Source organism: Pseudomonas sp. Z3-8, assembly GCF_051131975.1.
In the GTDB taxonomy this organism is placed as follows: Bacteria; Pseudomonadota; Gammaproteobacteria; order Pseudomonadales; family Pseudomonadaceae; genus Aquipseudomonas.
The window spans coordinates 4530943-4547555 of sequence record NZ_CP071643.1 but is presented as its reverse complement, the minus strand read 5'-3'; the positions used below and the strand labels follow the sequence as shown (position 1 = coordinate 4547555).

Annotated in this window: 20 protein-coding genes; 11 read left to right on the top strand and 9 right to left on the bottom strand. The window is 61.1% G+C overall.

What is annotated here, in order from left to right:
* Positions 1-42 precede the first annotated feature (42 nt).
* Together J3P94_RS20785 and J3P94_RS20780 are read right to left on the bottom strand one after the other, a co-directional pair.
* Positions 43-849, bottom strand: a complete 807-nt coding sequence (locus J3P94_RS20785) for an AraC family transcriptional regulator (RefSeq protein ID WP_434569480.1) — start codon at positions 847-849, stop codon at positions 43-45.
* Between the two features lie 123 nt (positions 850-972).
* Entirely contained in the window at positions 973-1164 is a 192-nt protein-coding gene (locus J3P94_RS20780) for a YegP family protein (protein ID WP_305496199.1), read from the bottom strand.
* Positions 1165-1328: 164 nt separating this feature from the next.
* On the opposite strand from J3P94_RS20780, the gene J3P94_RS20775 reads away from it, so the two are divergent.
* Positions 1329-2264, top strand: a complete 936-nt coding sequence (locus J3P94_RS20775) for a LysR substrate-binding domain-containing protein (protein ID WP_434569479.1) — start codon at positions 1329-1331, stop codon at positions 2262-2264.
* Positions 2265-2335: 71 nt separating this feature from the next.
* On the top strand, positions 2336-2701 hold the full coding sequence (locus tag J3P94_RS20770) for a 5-carboxymethyl-2-hydroxymuconate Delta-isomerase (RefSeq protein ID WP_434569478.1): 366 nt from the start codon (positions 2336-2338) through the stop codon (positions 2699-2701).
* Between the two features lie 3 nt (positions 2702-2704).
* Here the strand turns inward: J3P94_RS20770 and J3P94_RS20765 are convergent, their stop codons facing one another.
* Complete coding sequence (locus tag J3P94_RS20765; protein ID WP_434569477.1) at positions 2705-3640, bottom strand: LysR substrate-binding domain-containing protein; 936 nt, start codon at positions 3638-3640, stop codon at positions 2705-2707.
* 495 nt (positions 3641-4135) lie between these two features.
* Between J3P94_RS20765 and J3P94_RS20760 the strand changes: the two genes are divergently transcribed.
* From J3P94_RS20760 to J3P94_RS20735, 6 genes are all read left to right on the top strand, one after another.
* On the top strand, positions 4136-5518 hold the full coding sequence (locus J3P94_RS20760) for a glutamine synthetase family protein (protein WP_434569476.1): 1383 nt from the start codon (positions 4136-4138) through the stop codon (positions 5516-5518).
* Between the two features lie 162 nt (positions 5519-5680).
* Complete coding sequence (locus tag J3P94_RS20755; protein WP_434569475.1) at positions 5681-7330, top strand: phosphoethanolamine transferase; 1650 nt, start codon at positions 5681-5683, stop codon at positions 7328-7330.
* Positions 7331-7402: 72 nt separating this feature from the next.
* Entirely contained in the window at positions 7403-8044 is a 642-nt protein-coding gene (locus tag J3P94_RS20750; protein WP_434569474.1) for a class I SAM-dependent methyltransferase, read from the top strand.
* 121 nt (positions 8045-8165) lie between these two features.
* On the top strand, positions 8166-9299 hold the full coding sequence (gene rnd, locus J3P94_RS20745; RefSeq protein WP_434569473.1) for a ribonuclease D: 1134 nt from the start codon (positions 8166-8168) through the stop codon (positions 9297-9299).
* Positions 9296-9589, top strand: a complete 294-nt coding sequence (locus tag J3P94_RS20740; RefSeq protein ID WP_030141193.1) for a YcgL domain-containing protein — start codon at positions 9296-9298, stop codon at positions 9587-9589. The genes rnd and J3P94_RS20740 overlap by 4 nt, the downstream gene beginning before the upstream one ends.
* A gap of 119 nt (positions 9590-9708) precedes the next feature.
* Entirely contained in the window at positions 9709-10641 is a 933-nt protein-coding gene (locus J3P94_RS20735) for a D-2-hydroxyacid dehydrogenase (protein ID WP_434569472.1), read from the top strand.
* 127 nt (positions 10642-10768) lie between these two features.
* On the opposite strand, the gene J3P94_RS20730 is transcribed toward J3P94_RS20735, so the two are convergent.
* Positions 10769-11362, bottom strand: a complete 594-nt coding sequence (locus J3P94_RS20730; RefSeq protein ID WP_434569471.1) for a nitroreductase family protein — start codon at positions 11360-11362, stop codon at positions 10769-10771.
* Positions 11363-11521: 159 nt separating this feature from the next.
* Here J3P94_RS20730 and J3P94_RS20725 point away from each other — a divergent pair, with 159 nt between their 5' ends.
* Both J3P94_RS20725 and J3P94_RS20720 read left to right on the top strand, forming a co-directional pair.
* Entirely contained in the window at positions 11522-11971 is a 450-nt protein-coding gene (locus tag J3P94_RS20725) for a YcgN family cysteine cluster protein (RefSeq protein WP_003184256.1), read from the top strand.
* Between the two features lie 30 nt (positions 11972-12001).
* Positions 12002-13231, top strand: a complete 1230-nt coding sequence (locus J3P94_RS20720) for a hypothetical protein (RefSeq protein ID WP_434569470.1) — start codon at positions 12002-12004, stop codon at positions 13229-13231.
* Between the two features lie 142 nt (positions 13232-13373).
* Here J3P94_RS20720 and J3P94_RS20715 read toward each other — a convergent pair whose 3' ends face one another.
* The 4 genes from J3P94_RS20715 to J3P94_RS20700 form a co-directional block, all read right to left on the bottom strand.
* The gene (locus J3P94_RS20715) at positions 13374-13751 is read right to left on the bottom strand and encodes a YgaP family membrane protein (protein ID WP_434569469.1); all 378 of its coding nucleotides are present in this window, start codon (positions 13749-13751) and stop codon (positions 13374-13376) included.
* A 77-nt stretch (positions 13752-13828) separates the two neighbouring features.
* Positions 13829-14299 carry an RNA methyltransferase gene (locus tag J3P94_RS20710; RefSeq protein WP_264432809.1) on the bottom strand — a complete coding sequence of 157 codons (471 nt, stop codon included), beginning with the start codon at positions 14297-14299 and terminating at the stop codon, positions 13829-13831.
* 180 nt (positions 14300-14479) lie between these two features.
* Positions 14480-14854, bottom strand: coding sequence for a YajD family HNH nuclease (locus J3P94_RS20705; protein WP_003184246.1), 375 nt, complete (start codon positions 14852-14854; stop codon positions 14480-14482).
* A gap of 47 nt (positions 14855-14901) precedes the next feature.
* Positions 14902-15588, bottom strand: coding sequence for a spermidine synthase (locus tag J3P94_RS20700; RefSeq protein ID WP_030141186.1), 687 nt, complete (start codon positions 15586-15588; stop codon positions 14902-14904).
* Between the two features lie 76 nt (positions 15589-15664).
* Between J3P94_RS20700 and J3P94_RS20695 the strand changes: the two genes are divergently transcribed.
* A complete protein-coding gene (locus J3P94_RS20695; RefSeq protein WP_434569468.1) occupies positions 15665-15952 on the top strand; it encodes a hypothetical protein in 288 nt (95 codons plus the stop codon).
* Between the two features lie 141 nt (positions 15953-16093).
* Here the strand turns inward: J3P94_RS20695 and J3P94_RS20690 are convergent, their stop codons facing one another.
* Positions 16094-16567, bottom strand: coding sequence for a cyclic nucleotide-binding domain-containing protein (locus tag J3P94_RS20690; protein ID WP_434569467.1), 474 nt, complete (start codon positions 16565-16567; stop codon positions 16094-16096).
* Between the last annotated feature and the right edge of the window lie 46 nt (positions 16568-16613).

Below are 16613 nucleotides of genomic sequence, written 5' to 3'. Positions count from 1 at the left end.
TTGGATGATCGTGCAGCTTTTCGCGTTATGCCGTGCGTGCCGCTAGCGCAGCATTTTCAGCCAGCGTGCCGGTGAAATGCCAAAGGCCTGGGTGTGCAGCCGGGTCATGTGGCTCTGGTCGAAAAAGCCGCAGGCCAATGCGGCTTCGCTCAGCGGCATGCCATGCAGCACCAGACGACGGGCTTCATTCAATCGACGCTGGGTGATGTAGCGATAGGGGCTGGTGCCGTACAGGGCGCGAAAGTCCCGGGACAGGCTCCATCGGTCCCGGCCACTGGCCTGCACGAGATCATCCAAGGTAATGGCCTGATCAAGGGCATCATGAATGAACAGGCGCGCGCGCTCCGCTGCCGGGTAGTCAAGCAGTCGGCGTCCGCGTTGGTTACCTGCCGCGTCAGCCAGTGCCTGGGCCACATCGTAGAGGGCATCGTCTTCCTCCAGCGGATCGAGGTGATGCCCGAGGCTGCCCAAGAGCCTGCGAGTCGCAACGTTGAGCCGGGGATCGTTCGACAACCCGCCTTCGATGAAAGGCAATGGCCTGCCCCCCAATACCTGCTGGATCAATGACGGTTCGATGTAGGACATTCGATAATGAAAACCATCGCTTGTCCCCGCCTCGCCGTCATGGACTTCGTCCGGGTGCAGCACGATGGTTCCGCCGGGCTGGCTATGACGTTTGCTCTGCCGGTAGTTGAAGCTCTGGACCCCGGCGAGCGTGAACCCGATGGCATAGGTGTCATGCCGGTGGGTGCTATAGCCGTGCCCACTGAAGTAGGCTTCGATGCGCTCGAGCTTCTTCGATTCAGGCGCGCGCAGCAGCCAGTCGCGACGGTTACCAGGTTGGGTCATGGAAGGTCGGCTCTCGCTTTTGTCTGCATACGATACCTGTCCGGCACGACCCATCACAGCGGCGGCTTGTAGTTCAGGGAAAGCTGCTCATCGAGCAGCTTCGAGTGATACGAATGGACGCCTTCAGATTTCCTTTACAGGCGTCTCGCATTGGGCGGTTTTGATCAATCCGATGACGTGAAGGCAGTCCGCCTTGTTCACGTAGGATTCACCGCTGGCGATGGTTTCGTGGTTGCCGGCTCGCAGGCGCCAGCGCCATTGACCTTGTCCTGTGGTCGGGGTCCCTCGGGTCTGTCGATAGATTTCAAAGTACATCGGTTCGCTCCATGCGATTAACGGATTCAGGACATGCTTGAACATGTCCTGGCAAGCCTAGCCAAGCTGGAATTTTTCGCTAATGGGAATACGTTTCCAATGATTGTGAGATATTTCCGCAAATTGCAGCGCTTGCTTGATCCGACCGGAACCAGGAGCAATGGATGAACCGCAACGAATTGCGCAAGGCCGACATCAACCTGATGGTGGTTTTCGAAACGCTGATGCTGGAGCGTAACGTGACACGGGCGGCGGAAAAGCTGTTCCTCGGCCAGCCAACCATCAGTTCGGCACTGAACCGCTTGCGCACGCTGTTCAACGACCCGTTGTTCATTCGCGTCGGGCATCGCATGGAGCCCACCGCCCGCGCCGAGGAAATCATCCAGCACCTTTCGCCGGCGCTGGATTCGCTGTCGGTGGCCTTGAGCCTGACCCATGATTTCGACCCCTCCAGCAGTGCCATGACGTTTCGCATCGGGCTGTCCGACGATGTCGAGTTCGGCCTCTTGCCGCCGCTGTTGCGCAGCTTGCGGCAGGAGGCGCCGCAGATCGTGTTCGTGGTCCAGCATGTCGATTACTGGCGTATCCCCGATTTGCTGGCCTCGGGCGATATCACTGTCGGCATCAGCCAGACCCGTGGGCTGCCGGCCAATGCCAAGCGCAAGCTGTTGCGACATATCCAGCCCTGCGTGTTGCGCGCCGATGCCTCGGATACCCCGCTGACCCTGGATGAATACTGTTCGCGGCCCCACGTGCTGGTTTCCCATACCGCCAACATCGCCGGGTTTGCTGACGAATGGCTGGCCGAGATCGGTCGCAAGCGCCAGGTAGTGCTGTCGGTGCCGCAGTACAGCGCGCTGCCGGCGCTGCTGGCTGGCACTGACCTGATCGCCAGCCTGCCGGACTACACCGCCACCGCCATGGCCGCTTCCGGCCAGGTGTTCTGCGAACCCTTTCCCTTCCAGACACCGACCCTGGACCTGTCCATGGTCTGGCTGAGCCATGTCGACAATGACCCGGCCGAACGCTGGTTGCGGTCCCGCCTGGAGGCTTTCATGAGCGAGCGCGCCGGCTTGCTGGACGAAACAAAACCTGCCTGAAACTGCAAAGTCGAGGTATGGTTGCGCCGACTGTCATCCCAACATCATCTTTTCGAAACGGAGTCGAACACATGCCTCACTTGCACATGGAGTACACCGCCAACCTGACCGAGCTGAACGCCGACGTCGCGCTGTTGCGCATGAACAACGCGCTGGTGGCATCCGGTCAGTTCGCCGCCGAGTTCGACATCAAGAGCCGGGCCGTGAAAATCGATACGTTTCGCGTCGGCACCGGCATGGGTGAGCGCGGGTTCGTGCATGTGAAGCTGGCCTTGCTGAGCGGTCGTTCGCCGGAAACCAAGAAGCAGCTGGCCGATAGCCTGCTGGCGGTGATCCAGGATCTTGGCCCATGGCCCGTCGGCGTCAGCGTGCAACTGTGCGTGGAAGTCCTCGATATCGACCGCGGCCCCTACGCCAAGGCCGCCATCGGTCTTTGAGGTTCAAGCGAGGTCTTGCCCGGGACAGGCCTTGACGATCTGTTCACGCAGCCAGGCGTTGGCGCTGTCCTGATCGGCCGCAAGGCTCCATTGCATGTCCAGGGTAAATCCCGGCAAGCCCGCCGGCGCCGAGCAGTGCTGGAATGTCGCTGCGCTGGCCAGCAATTGCTGGATGCGACGGGGCAGGGTCAGGAGGAAATCGGTACCGGCGATCATCTTCAACGCCGCGCCGTAACTGTTGGCACGTGCGGCAATCTGCCGTTGCCGAGCCTGCCGCGTCAGCCAGCCATCCACCATGTTGGTGGGCGACGCCCAAGGCGTGGGAAAAACGTGTCGACGCTGTACGAACGCTTCGATGCTCAACGGCGATTCCAGCGGAGCCGACCGTTTGTCTGTCACGCAGACCAGTTCTTCTTCCAGCAGGCGTTGGGTCTTGAGATCGGCATGGCTGCTGTGGAAATGGGGGCCGAAACAGATCACCAGGTCCAGGCTGCCGTCCCGCAAGTCATCAACGGGAATATCGGCCCCGAGCTTGTGCACGTTCACCACGACGGGCAGGTCTGCATGATCGAAGCCTTGCAGCAGTTGTGGCAGGAGCAACTGTTCAAAGTATTCCGGTGCGCAAATCTCGAAGGTCACGGCCTGCCGGGTCGGATCGAAGGCCGGCGTGCCGGCATGGCAGAGGTTGATGCTTTGCAAGATGCTGCGCACATGCTCGTGCATGCCTTCGGCCTTGAAAGTGGGGCGCATGCCGGTCCGGGTGTTGATGAACAGTTCGTCGTCAAAGCAGGCCCGCAGCTTTTTCAGGCTGTAGCTGACCGTTGACTGGCTGACGCAGAGGATTTCCGCCACACCGGTGACGCTGCCTTGCTCGAATACGGCGCTGAACACCATGAGGTCTTGCATATCGAGCTTTCTGAGGGTGTTGCTGTTCAGCATCCGTTCTGTCTCTCGCTGTGCTCCTTGCGCGGGGCGTGCGCAAACAGGTTTTGATCCTAACGGAACGAGCGTGTGCAGAGAATGCCGACCGCTGCTTTTCCCGCTGGCAAGACGGTGTTCAGCCGGCATGGCGAAGACGATTGTTTAGCCGACGCCAACGCAGACTCCATCAAATCCTGGTTTAACGGCTCCTGGCGTCATGGGAGGCTCGTGTCGAATGTTTTTTCCGTGATGCTCCTATGGACGGTTGGCCTGTCGCATTTCAATACCCGCCGTGCCCCGCCATCGTCCTGGTCGGCGCCCAACCGCCTGCCGTGCCTCCAGCATCCTTTGCGCTGCCCTGCGAACTGGCGTTCTGGGCCCTCTGGCATTGTCGCCACGCACGTCCTCCGGATGGCCGTATTTCCTGTTGATTCCTTGAACCGTGCTCGTTGATCGCGAGCACAGGATGACGGTGCCTGATCGCCCGTCCGACACGAAAATACGAGCGTTCCCATGAATCTTGTCGAATCTTCTTTTGCCTCCGTGCAGCAAGCCCAGGCGTTCCTGGCACAAAACCCGGATATCGAGCTGTTCGAATTGTTTATCGTGGATAACAACGGCGTGCCTCGGGGCAAGTGGCTGCATCGGGACGAACTGCTCGCGGTCTACCAGAGTGGCCGGCCGCTGCCGAGTACGATCCTCGGGCTGACGCTCAATGGCGACGATGTTGAGGACTCTGGCCTGGTCTGGGACGTCGGTGATATCGATTGTCGTGCCTACCCCATCAGCGGCAGCTTGCAGCGCATGCCGTGGCGGCGGATTCCTACCGCCGCCGTGCAAGTCGGCATGCATCCCCGGGAGGGTATGCCGGCAGCCGTTGCCGATCCGCGCCATCTGCTCAGTCGGGTGATCGAAGCCTTGCAGGCTGTGGGTTATTACCCGGTGATGGCGGCGGAGCTGGAGTTCTACCTGTTGGATGCGCAGCGGGACAGCGAGGGACGGCCGCAACCGGCGCGGGACGCAGATGGGAGCAGGCCGCGTTCCACCCAGGTCTATGGTTTGCGTGAGCTGGAACAGATCGAGCCCTTCCTTGCTGATCTTTATGCGGCCTGCAAGCTGCAGGGTATCCCGGCCCGTACGGCCATTTCCGAATACGCGCCGGGGCAGGTCGAGATCACCCTTGAACACCGCACCGATGCCCTGCAAGCCATGGATGACGCAGTGCGCTACAAACGGCTGGTCAAGGGCGTGGCGCACCAGCACGGCATGGTGGCCTGTTTCATGGCCAAACCGTTCGATGACCTGGCGGGTTCCGGCATGCACCTGCATGTCAGTCTCGCCGACCGGGAGGGCAATAACCTGTTTGCCAGCGAAGCTGCCGACGGCACGCCGTTGCTGCGTCATGCGGTAGGCGGAATGCTCGCGACCTTGCTCGATTCGCTGCTGTTGTTTTGCCCGAACGCCAATTCCTACCGCCGTTTCCAAAGCCACAGCTACGCGCCGCTGGCTGCGACCTGGGGCGTGGACAACCGCACTGTCAGCTTGAGAGTCCCGGGTGGCCCGGCCTTTTCTCGGCACATCGAACACCGTATCTGTGGTGCCGATGCCAATCCGTACCTGGCCGCAGCGGCGATCCTGGCCGGTATCCATCGTGGCATACGCGAACAGCGCGATCCCGGAGCGCCTGTCGAGGGCAACGGGTACGCCCAGGCGAGCCAATTGTTGCCCACCGACTGGCTGACCACCTTACGTGCCCTTGAATCTTCGACATGGGCGCGGGAAGCGTTGGGGGATGGATTCCTTGGCGTCTACCTGGCGGTCAAGCGCGCCGAATATCGCCAGTTCATGGGCGAAGTCGGCGAGCAGGATTGGCGTTGGTACCTGAACCAGGCCTGAAGTGTTTTGAAGTGGCTGTTGAAAAATTATTTAACAGCAACTTTTTCACGAAAAATTGATGGTGGGCTGCCTAAAGTTTGTGTTGCCGTAGCAAATGAATTTTTCACATTTGCCTACGGCAGGTCTTTTTAAAGAGCAACTTTCAGGAAGTCTCCAACCCTCATGCTGACTATTAAAGCCGTGCGCCCCGAGTGGGTGACGCTGGTCGCCAGTGCCTTTTTGTTAGTGGCCTTCAACGCCATTCTCTGGCAACACCTGCTCGCCATCACGGCGGCGGACGGACACGGTGTGTTGCTGTGCATGGCGTTTGCCGTGATGGTGTTCTGCGCGTTCAATCTGGTGCTGACACTGGTGGCGTTCCGTGCGCTGCTCAAGCCGTTGTTGATGCTGTTGTTCATGATCAGCGCCGGGGTCGCTTATTTCATGGCCCAATACGGTGTTTTGATTGATGCCGGCATGTTGCGTAACTTTGCCGAAACCAATGCCACGGAAGTGCGTGACCTGTTGTCGTTAAAGTTGTTTGGCTACCTTTTGCTGTTAGGTGTACTGCCTGCATGGTTATTGTTCAAGACCCCGATAAGTTATCGTCGCTGGCCCAAGGAGTTGTTGAGCAAGTTGCTCGTCGGCGTCGTCTCGGCTGCGCTGTTGGGCGGGGTTGCCTTGATCAATTACCAAGGGTTGTCTTCGCTGTTTCGCAATCATCACGAGTTGCATCTGATGGTGGTGCCGAGCAACTACATCGGCGCCTCGATCGGCTACTTGCGCGAGCAGGTCGCCTCGGCCAAGCAGCCATTTATTACATTGGGCGAGGATGCGCAGCGCAACCCGGCCTGGCAAACCCATGGGCGCAAATCCCTGACGGTGCTGGTGGTGGGCGAGAGCGCGCGCGCGGAGAACTTCGGCATTCTTGGCTATCACCGCGATACCACGCCGCAGTTGGATAAAGAGGCCGGCTTGATTGCCTTTACCGACGTGCATTCCTGCGGCACCGAGACCGCCGTGTCGGTGCCGTGCATGTTTTCCAACATGGGCCGCAAGAACTACGACGCGAGCAAGGCCAAGAACGAAGAGGGCCTGCTGGATGTGCTCAAGCGCGCCGGACTGGAAGTGATCTGGCGCGACAATCAGTCCGGCTGCAAAGGCACCTGTGATCGGGTTGCGGTGCAGGACGTCAGTAATCTCAAGGACCCGGTCCTGTGTGCCAACAGTGAATGCCGCGATGAGATCCTGCTCCAGGGCCTGCAGCAATTCATCGATACCCTCGACAAGGACACCGTGCTGGTGTTGCACCAGATGGGCAGTCACGGGCCGGAATACTTCAAGCGTTATCCCAAGGAGTACGAGTATTTCACCCCGGTGTGTGAAAGCAACGCGTTGAACAATTGCAGCCGGGAAAGCATCGTCAACGGCTACGACAATACGCTGGTGTACACCGACCATGTGCTGTCGACCCTGATTGACCTGCTGCGGCTAAATCAGGACAAGGTCGACACGGCCATGCTGTACCTGTCAGACCATGGCGAGTCGCTTGGCGAATACAACCTGTTCCTCCATGGCACACCTTATATGCTCGCTCCGGAGCAACAGAAGCATGTGGCGATGCTGGCCTGGTTCTCCGACGGTTATCAGAAAGCCTTCTCGGTCGATACGCATTGCCTGCAACTGAGTCGGGACAAACCCCTCAGCCAGGACAACCTGTTTCATTCGATGCTCGGGCTGCTGGAGGTCAACAGCAAGGTCTACAACCAGGAGCTGGACATGTTTGCCGGTTGTCGCGGCGCAGTCATCGACGGCGTGCTCGCCCGTGAGTAGAAGTTTCCTACACCTTTTTTTCACGCGGCACTGTTTAAGCTGTTGCTCACTTATTTTTACTGAGCTGTGAGTATGCCCGGGCAATCCCCATCCACCGTCGAGCTTGAATTCGCCCGGCAGCACGAGCAGGAGCATGCGCAAACGTGCCGTCAACCGGCGCCTCGGCGGTTGCGCCTGGTGTTCTGGCGTGACGAGCAGTTGGTGCGCAACGCTCTGAAGGCCGCCGGCGAGCCCGGCCTGGTGCTGGATGTGGCGTGCGGGGCGGGGCGCTTCTGGCCGGTGCTGGCCGAACATGCCAACCGGGTGATCCTGGCGGCGGACCCGTCGCCGCAAATGCTTGATCACGCGCTCGCCCACCACGACGAAGCTTTACTTGAGCGGGTCAGGACCTTCCCGAGTTCTGCGTTCACCCTCGGGCTATCCGCGAACGCGGTGGACTGTATTTTTTGTCTGCAACTGTTTCTGCATATCCAGGCCAGCGAGCATCGCCTGGCGTTGCTGCGCGAATTCCATCGGGTCAGCCGCGACACAGTGATCGTGTCGGTCCAGATCGAGGGCCGGCTGAGAACTGGCCAGCCGCCACCCAGGCGCCTGGTCGACCGGGCCCGGGTCGAAGCCGAGTTTATCGAAGCCGGTTTCAGCGTGCAGTGGTATCAGGATTTCCTGCCCGGTTTTGCCCTGAAGCGAGTTTATGTCTTACGTAAGAGCAGTTAACCGCTGATGTAGGACTATTCTTGCGTTTGCGCAGGCGATTTCTCTAAAGCTCTTGCTCCGTAGATGCTCGCAATCGCCGACGGCGATATATACTGCGCGCCATTCTTCAAGGGAGAGCCGTGTGGCCATCGATATTCACTGGATTCGCGACAACGATAGCCTCGGTCGGTTTTGCGCCGAATGGCAACAGTTGCCATTCGTCGCCCTCGACACCGAATTCATGCGGGTCGACACCTTTTATCCCATTGCCGGCTTGCTGCAGATCGGTGACGGTAAAAGCGCCTACCTGATCGACCCATTGACCATCGATGACTGGCAACCCTTGGCTGCGCTGCTGGAGAACCCGGCTGTGCTCAAGGTGTTGCATGCCTGCAGCGAGGATCTGGAAGTCTTGCTGCGCCTGACGGGCAGCCTGCCCGCGCCGCTGTTCGACACCCAGCTGGCCGCCGCTTACCTGAACCTGGGCTTTTCGATGGGTTACTCGCGGCTGGTGCAGGAAGTGCTGGGTATCGAGTTGCCCAAGGGCGAGACCCGTTCCGACTGGTTGCAGCGGCCCCTTTCCGAGACGCAGATTAGCTACGCCGCCGAGGATGCCGTGCACCTGGCGGAAGTTTTCGTCGAGTTGCGCCCGAAGCTTTCCGATGAAAAGTACGCCTGGGTATTGGAGGATGGCGCCGAGCTGGTGGCCAACCTGCGACGTGAAATCGACCCGTATGAGGTCTACCGCGAGGCCAAGCTGGCCTGGAAACTCTCCCGTGCGCAATTGGCCGTACTGCGCGAGCTTTACGCCTGGCGCGAACGCGAGGCGCGAGCCCGTGACCTGCCGCGTAACCGCATTATCCGCGAGCATTCGCTGTGGCCCTTGGCCCGCACGCAACCGGATAACCTCGGCGCGCTGGCAAAAATAGAAGACATGCACCCGCGCACGGTGCGTCAGGACGGCGAATTCCTGCTGGACCTGATCAAGCGTGCCGGCAGCGTGCCGCCCGAACAATGGCCGCCCGCCGTGGCCGAGCCGCTGCCCATCGAGGCCGCGGCGCTGCTCAAGCGCCTCAAGGCGCTGGGCCAGGCTGAAGCCGAGCGCCTGGGCATTGCTCCTGAATTGATGCTTCGCAAGAAAACCCTCGAAGCCCTGATCAAGAGCGGCTATCCCGAGGGACCTTACCAACTGCCCGATTCGCTGCGTGGCTGGCGCCGCGAGTTGATGGGCCAGGCGCTGCTCGACAGCCTGGCCACCGCCGGAGAACAGCCTTGAAACGTATCTGCTCCATCTACCGAAGCTCGAAGAAAAACGAGATGTACCTGTATGTGCTCAAGAGCGAGGCATTGGCCCGTGTGCCTGAGCCATTGATGGCGGCCTTCGGCAAGGCGATCCATGCCTTCGACCTGGTTCTGAGCCCGGAGCGGCAATTGTCCCGCGAAGACATCAACAAGGTGCTTGAGAACCTCGATACCCAGGGTTATCACCTGCAGATGCCACCGGCGGAGGACGAATACATCGAGCATTTGCCCGAAGAGTTGTTGCGCCGCAACGACCCGGTCTGATTGCCTTGGGCGTCCGTCCTGGGGGCTCTCGAAACACTGGAATGATTATCGGGATGGCCGCGAAGATGGAGCAACACTCTGTCGGCGGTCGTTTGCACTGTTTTTGAAAGGTTTGATTCATGCGCGTTCTGATTGCCGAACACGACCACGCGATGTATGCCCAGCTCCTGCGCCAGGCTGCAGCCGATATCGAAATCCTGACCAGCGGCGACTCCGCTGAACTGTCACGCCTGGCCGCCGATTGCCCGGTCTGGCTCGGGCAGCCGGACTTGCTGGCGACCTTGTTGCGTCAGGGCCACAAGCCCCGTTGGCTGCAGTCGACCTGGGCAGGCATCACGCCGCTGCTGGCCGAGGGCCTGGCCCGTGACTACCGCCTGACCCGCGCGGTGGGCATTTTTGGTCAGGTCATGGCCGAATATGTGCTCACCTACATGCTCGGGCATGAGCGCGAAGTCCTGGCGCGCCTGGTCAGCCAGGTGGAGCGCAAATGGGACAATCGCCAGAGCCAGAGCCTGGCGGGCCGCAAGGTATTGATCGTCGGGACCGGCGATATCGGTCGCCGCGTGGCTGAGTTCCTGGTGCCATTTGGCGTGCAGTTGTACGGCATCGCCAGTGAAGCTCGGGAATTGGCGCCGTTTATTGAAGTTGGCGCGTTGCAGGACTTGCCCCGTCTGGTGGGCGAGGTGGACTACGTGATCAACCTGTTGCCGAATACACCGGACACTCACGATATCTACGACGCGGCGTTGTTCAAGCAATTCAAACCCACCGGGCTGTTCATCAATGTCGGCCGTGGCGTGGCCGTGGTCGACGCGGACCTGGTGCAAGCGTTGCAGGACGGGCACCTGGCCGGTGCGGTAATCGACGTGTGCCGCCAGGAGCCGTTGCCACAGCGCCATCCGTTCTGGACCGCCTGGGGATTGTTGCTGACCGGCCACAGCTCCGCACCGACGTCGCCGCCGATGATGGTGCAGTTGTTTCTGGAGAACCTGCGAGCCTATGAGGCCGGCGAAGCGTTGCGCGGGGAAGTGGATTTCAGTCGGGGCTACTGATCCGGGATTCAGCGCGGTCCATTGTGGGAGCGAGCTTGCTCGCGATAGCGGTTTATCAGTCGACATCAATGTTGGCTGACTTGACGCCATCGCGAGCAAGCTCGCTCCCACAGGGGGTGTGTCGAGATCAGAAGGTGAAATCACCCTCGGCCACCAGTTCGCTCAACGGCCGGCGCGGGCTCGGCACTTCGCGGGCCTGGAGGTAGTCGGCCAGCGTCGATTTGTCTCCCAGCTTGCCAATCGCCACGGCCGCGTGCAGGGCGTAGCCGTCGGGGATCTTCAGTTCCTTGCGGGTCAGCTCCTGGTCGAAGCCGGCCATGCCATGGGTGTGCCAGCCGCTGAGGCTCGCTTGCAACGCCAGGTGGCCCCAGGCCGCGCCCGTGTCGAAGGTGTGGCACTGGGCCGGGGTTTCCTCGGTGGCGCCGGGCACCGCGAAGGTGGTTTTCGAGGCGATGATCACCAGCGCCGAGGCGTGTTGGGCCCAGCCACGGTTGAATTCATTGAGCAAGCCCAGGTAACGCTCCCAGTTCGGCGTGTCGCGACGCGCGTAGAGGAAACGCCACGGCTGCGAGTTGTAGGCCGAAGGCGCCCAGCGCGCGGCTTCGAAGAAGCTCAGCAGGGTTTCTTCGCAAATGCTTTCAGCGGTGAAAGCGCGGGGCGACCAGCGTTCGATGAACTGGGGGTGGATGGCGTATTCGGCGATGCGGGGATTGGCACTCATGGGCTTACCTTGGCTGGGATCGGGAACGTGATGAAGCAACCTACGTCCAGACATCCGGGCTGACAAGCCCCTTGTACCGACAGTCGCCAATGCTTGGCCTCAAGAGGCCCCGGCACTAGACTGTCGGCCTTTTCACCACGTGATGTTGATGCTTGAGCCATGGCCGCCAAAGTCGAACCGTTCTGGATACGCAAAACCCTCGATCAGCTCGATTCACAGGAGTGGGAGTCGCTGTGCGACGGCTGTGGCCTGTGCTGCCTGCAAAAGCTCGAAGACGAAGACGACAACAGCGTCTACTACACGCGTATCGCCTGCAAATTGCTCGACCTGAAGACATGTCAGTGCACCGATTACCCCAATCGTCGCGACTTTGTTCCTGATTGCATCCAGCTCACGCCGGGCAAGGCCGATGAGTTCAAATGGTTGCCGCCAACCTGCGGCTATCGCCTGGTCAGCGAGGGCAAGGACCTGCCGCTTTGGCACCATCTGGTCTGCGGCGACCGTGATGCGGTGCACCACGAACGCATTTCCCAATCCGGGCGCATGCTCGCTGAAGGCAGCGTGGCTGAAGAGGATTGGGAAGACCACCTGATTTTCCGCGCCGGCTGAAACACCCGCCATCGCACCCCAGGAGAACCCATGGCTGCAGGATTGAAATGGATGCTGGCGGCCGGGCTGCTGGCAGTGAGCGGACCGCTGTGGGCCGCGCAGAAAGTCGATCTGGATTATCACGTCCACCTGTTGCCGCAGAGCGACCAGGCCGAAGTGCGCCTGACGCTGGCGCGGGGCTCGGCGGTGCGCAGCCTGGATTTCGACCTCGGGGGCGATGGTCGCTACAGTGATTTCAAAGCCGATGGCCAGTGGCAACTGACTCCCGGTCACGAGGCTCGGGGCGTCTGGCGCCCAGCTGCTGACAAGGCGAGCCTGACTTATCACGTCCGCCTCAGCGAGTCGCGCAAAAACGGCTCCTTTGAGACCCGCATGACCCGCGGATGGGCGCTGCTGCGCGGTGATGACCTGGTACCGCCAGCCAGGCTGGATCAGCAGGACGGCACTGAACTGGTTTCACGCCTGGAATTCGAATTGCCGGGTGGCTGGCAAAGCATCGAGACGCCCTGGCCGCGTATCGGCAAGCAGCGTTTTCGCATCGACAACCCTTCGCGCCTGTTCGACCGACCGACGGGCTGGATGCTGGCCGGCAAACTCGGCAGCCGCCGCACGCGCCTGGGCGAGACCGAAGTGACCGTGGCTTCGCCGCGAGGCCAGGGCATGCGGCGGATGGACGTGCTGACGCTGCTGACCTTCGTCTGGCCGCAGGTGCAGGCAATCGTGCCGCGCCATCCGGCCAAGCTGTTGATCGTTGGCGCGGGCGATCCGATGTGGCGTGGCGCCCAGGGCGGCCATGAATCGATTTACCTGCACAGCCGTCCGGCGCTGGTCAGCGAACGGGGCAGCAGCCCGTTATTGCGGGAGTTGGTCCAGGTGCTGGCGCGCATCAACGATCATGATCGCAGCGACTGGATCAGCGAAGGGCTCAACGAGTATTACGCCATCGAATTGCTGCGCCGTGCCGGCGGCATGAGCGACGAGCGTTACCAGGCATTGAATGATCGACTCGCCAGGGAGAGCAAGGGCGTCACCACGTTGCGTGGCGAACAGGTGAGCCCTTCGATGGTGTCCAAGGCGGTGCTGCTGTTGCAGGAGCTGGACCGGGAAATTCGCCTGAAGACCCGCAACAAGCGTTCGCTGGATGATGTGCTGCAAGGGGCGATGCGGTTGGAAACCGTCGACACCGAGGAGTTTGTGCAGCTCAGTGAAAGTGTTCTGGGTGGGGCTTCCACTGTGCTGGATAGCCGGTTACTCCAGTGACACCGCCATCGCGAGCAAGCTCGCTCCCACATTGATCGAGTCGTACACAAATAGTGTGTCCATTGAAGATCCAGTGTGGGAGCGAGCTTGCTCCGGGCGGCGTTCCGACGATGGGGCCATCAGCCTCTACGCATCTGTCCGCTCAGAGCCCAGCCTTCGGCGAAACCAACGAATCATTCCCCGTCACCGTAGCGGTACCGGTCGCCGCCTCGGCATTGGTTTTCATGCGGCTCAGTTCATCGCCGGCCTGCTCGATCCGGGCGCGGGCGTCGTGCAGGTGCTGACGATTTTTTTCCAGCAGGGTCTTGGCCGAACAATGCCCGGTGATGCCGCGGGCCAGGGCCATGCCGCCGATTGCCAGTTGGGCCAGGCCGATCACACCGCCGCGGCGCAAGCCCTTGCCCATCATCAGCACCCCACCGGCCAGTGACCCAATGCGCTCCCAGCCGTGCACATTCTGCGGGCTGCGGGTTTGGAAAGGGGTGGTCTCAACCGGCCCGAACGGATTGTTTTCGCTCATGATCTGTCTCCAGTGTGGGGATGTGTATAAAGCTGACTGCCAGAGCGAATCCGTCGTTCCATGGAATTTCCCGCCGGTCAGCGAAATTGCGGCCCCGAGCGGGTGTTGTTGCCTTTGGCCATGCGGTCGTAGAGCACGACGTTGACTGTAGCGGCCAGGTTCATGCAGCCGTTGGTGGGGATGTAGATCACGTCTTCGCACCAGTCGCGGATGTCCTTGTCCAGGGAACCGTCTTCCGGGCCGAAGATGTACAGGGCCCGGTCCGGATGGGTGTATTCGGGCAAGGGACGGGCGCCGTCCACCAGTTCCACGGCCACCGGCACGCAGCCCAGGGGCAGGATCTTTTTCAGGTCGTCGATGCCGATCAGCGGGATGTCGTAGTGGACTTTTTTGGTGTCGGTAACGAAGTCGGCAGCGCGTTCGTAGCGCTTGCCGGTGTAGAACACCGACGCGACGCCGTAACAGCCAGCGGCACGCATGACCGAACCGACGTTTTCCGGAGACTTGGGGTTGAACAGACCGATGCAGCTGTAGCGTTTGTTGGCCACGGACGGGGGTGCCTTTGGGAAAAGGCACGATTATACGGGGAATGGGTGAGGCTGGTCAGGTTCGAGATGTGTGGTGGGCTGGTTGACCGCCTTCGCGAGCAGGCTCGCTCCCACAGCATTTTGTGAACAGCAAAAATCCGATGTGGGAGCGAGCCTGCTCGCGAAGGCGGCCTTGCGGGCTCACTCGTCTTTTTTCATCAACCCGGCCAGCGCGGCGAAGGGGTTGTGCGTCGCCTTGGCGATCTTCGGCGTGCTCAGGGAGCCGTCGCCGAAGTATTGCTGGTCGGTATAGCGCGAGTGCTCGTTGTCGTGGCAGTACAGGCACAGCAGTTCCCAGTTGGAACCGTCCTGCGGGTTGTTGTCGTGGTTGTGGTCACGGTGATGGACGGTCAGTTCGCTCAGGCGCTTGCCGGAAAACTCACGGGCGCAGCGACCGCAGACGTGGGGGTACATTTTCAGGGCTTTGTCGCGGTAGCCCATTTCCCGGTCGCGCTGGGCGTCGGCGAGGATGCGGTCGAGCTTGGCGGTGTTGGACGGTGGGGTGGACGAACTCATGGGTTCACCTTTGTAAAAAGACTGATGACGGTTGGACAGAGTTTAGCTCAGCCCTTGAGCTTCTCGGCAATCCAGATGGTGTGGCGGGTGCCTTTGTTGCCATGGGCGAACACTTGCACCTCTTCGGCCTTGAAGCCGGCCTTTTTCAGCTTGTCGGAAAACTGCCGGTCAGCGCTGGCCGACCATACCGCCAGCACGCCCTTGGGGCGCAGGGCCTTGGCGCACGCGGCCAGGCCGCCGGCCGAATACAGCCAACTGTTGGCTTTCTGGGTAAGGCCTTCCGGGCCGTTGTCGACATCCAGCATGATCGCGTCGAACCCCTGCGGCTCGGCTTGCAGGACCTTGGCGACGTCTTCCATGCGGATCACGGTGCGCGGGTCCGACAGCGGTCGCCCGGCCTTTTCTCCGAGGGGGCCGCGGTTCCACTCGACCACACCCGGGACCAGCTCGGCCACTACCACTTCGGCGCTTTTGCCCAGGTGTTTGAGGGCGGAGGCGAGGGTGAAGCCCATGCCGAGACCACCGATCAGCACCCGCGAGCCGGGACGGCCGGCGACCTTGCGACAGGGAATCTCGGCCAGGGCATCTTCGGAACCGTGCATGCGGGTATTCATCAACTGTCCGCCGTCACCGCCCTGGATCTTGATGACGAAGTCTTCGCCATACTCGAAAAGGCACAAGGCACCGCCGTTGTCGGGAATGGGCGTGGTGTCGAGCAGAACGAAACGTTTCATGGAAATCTCATGGGAATGGGGCAGACCGGCCCGGTTGGGACTAGCCTGAAAGCAGACAATAGCCACGGAGCCATTGATGAAGTGCACCATTCTAACGGCCATTGCCGTGGCGGCGCTCTCGATAAGTTACGCCCAGGCCCAGCAACCGACGATTCCCGTCAACCCGCCGAGCATTCCCGGGGCGCCGGGCACCGCCACGCCCATGCCGTATCCGCCGGTCACGCCCAACGGCGTGCCCAAGGCTGCCCCACCGGGTGGCGGCCCGCCGCTGTTGCCGCCGATCGAAATGCCCAGGCCGCCGAAGGACCAGCCGATCCCGGGCATGGAACCGAAGCCGGCGAAGGCCAAGTCGCCGGGGGGGTAGATTTTTAACTCGACGCCATAACCTGTGGGAGCGAGCTTGCTCGCGATGGCGGCGGATCGGTCAGAATTAAAGTCGACTGACACACCGCTATCGCGAGCAAGCTCGCTCCCACAGGGGCTCGTGCAAGGTTCAATGGTTCAGCTACACCTGCTGCGACAGCAACTGCCCGTCGGCCATGCGCAGGCGCTTGGACAGGGAGACGGCGAGGGCGCGGATGATCTTGGCGGCGATCTTCGGTGCGTCGTTGAGCATTTTTTCCAGGGAGTCCTTGCCCAGGTTCAACAACTGACATTCGGTGGCGGCGATGCAACTGGCCGAGCGTCGTTCGCCGTCGAGCACGGCCATTTCGCCGAAGGCGCGGCCGCTGCGCAGCGTGGCGATGGTCACGGGCTGGCCGTCGGGGCCGGTTTTCTGCACGGCCACCTGGCCGGTGTGAAGGATGCACATGAAACTGCCGGCATCGCCCTCGCGAAAAATCGCTTCGCCCTGGGCGACGGTACTGATGCTGAAATAGCCCGATGCCGCGGCGAAGTCGACGGGCAGCAGTTGGTCGAAGAGACCACAGTCCATCAGCCAGTCGCGAATTTGGTTGTTCAGTAAGGTCGGTTCTGACATGTCGTCACGGTCTTTTCTTATCGTGTTCTGCGATTTTGGATTGTCT

Bases quoted from the DNA above. Each gene is read 5' to 3' on its own strand.
- J3P94_RS20695 (WP_434569468.1), top strand. From the start codon at position 15,665: ATGAAGTGCACCATTCTAACGGCCATTGCCGTGGCGGCGCTCTCGATA.
- J3P94_RS20760 (WP_434569476.1), top strand. From the start codon at position 4,136: ATGAATCTTGTCGAATCTTCTTTTGCCTCCGTGCAGCAAGCCCAGGCG.
- J3P94_RS20735 (WP_434569472.1), top strand. From the start codon at position 9,709: ATGCGCGTTCTGATTGCCGAACACGACCACGCGATGTATGCCCAGCTC.
- J3P94_RS20705 (WP_003184246.1), bottom strand. From the start codon at position 14,854: ATGAGTTCGTCCACCCCACCGTCCAACACCGCCAAGCTCGACCGCATC.
- J3P94_RS20690 (WP_434569467.1), bottom strand. From the start codon at position 16,567: ATGTCAGAACCGACCTTACTGAACAACCAAATTCGCGACTGGCTGATG.
- J3P94_RS20780 (WP_305496199.1), bottom strand. From the start codon at position 1,164: ATGTACTTTGAAATCTATCGACAGACCCGAGGGACCCCGACCACAGGA.
- J3P94_RS20700 (WP_030141186.1), bottom strand. From the start codon at position 15,588: ATGAAACGTTTCGTTCTGCTCGACACCACGCCCATTCCCGACAACGGC.
- J3P94_RS20720 (WP_434569470.1), top strand. From the start codon at position 12,002: ATGGCTGCAGGATTGAAATGGATGCTGGCGGCCGGGCTGCTGGCAGTG.
- J3P94_RS20730 (WP_434569471.1), bottom strand. From the start codon at position 11,362: ATGAGTGCCAATCCCCGCATCGCCGAATACGCCATCCACCCCCAGTTC.
- J3P94_RS20765 (WP_434569477.1), bottom strand. From the start codon at position 3,640: ATGCTGAACAGCAACACCCTCAGAAAGCTCGATATGCAAGACCTCATG.
- J3P94_RS20770 (WP_434569478.1), top strand. From the start codon at position 2,336: ATGCCTCACTTGCACATGGAGTACACCGCCAACCTGACCGAGCTGAAC.
- J3P94_RS20755 (WP_434569475.1), top strand. From the start codon at position 5,681: ATGCTGACTATTAAAGCCGTGCGCCCCGAGTGGGTGACGCTGGTCGCC.
- J3P94_RS20785 (WP_434569480.1), bottom strand. From the start codon at position 849: ATGACCCAACCTGGTAACCGTCGCGACTGGCTGCTGCGCGCGCCTGAA.
- J3P94_RS20775 (WP_434569479.1), top strand. From the start codon at position 1,329: ATGAACCGCAACGAATTGCGCAAGGCCGACATCAACCTGATGGTGGTT.
- J3P94_RS20715 (WP_434569469.1), bottom strand. From the start codon at position 13,751: ATGAGCGAAAACAATCCGTTCGGGCCGGTTGAGACCACCCCTTTCCAA.
- J3P94_RS20750 (WP_434569474.1), top strand. From the start codon at position 7,403: ATGCCCGGGCAATCCCCATCCACCGTCGAGCTTGAATTCGCCCGGCAG.
- J3P94_RS20725 (WP_003184256.1), top strand. From the start codon at position 11,522: ATGGCCGCCAAAGTCGAACCGTTCTGGATACGCAAAACCCTCGATCAG.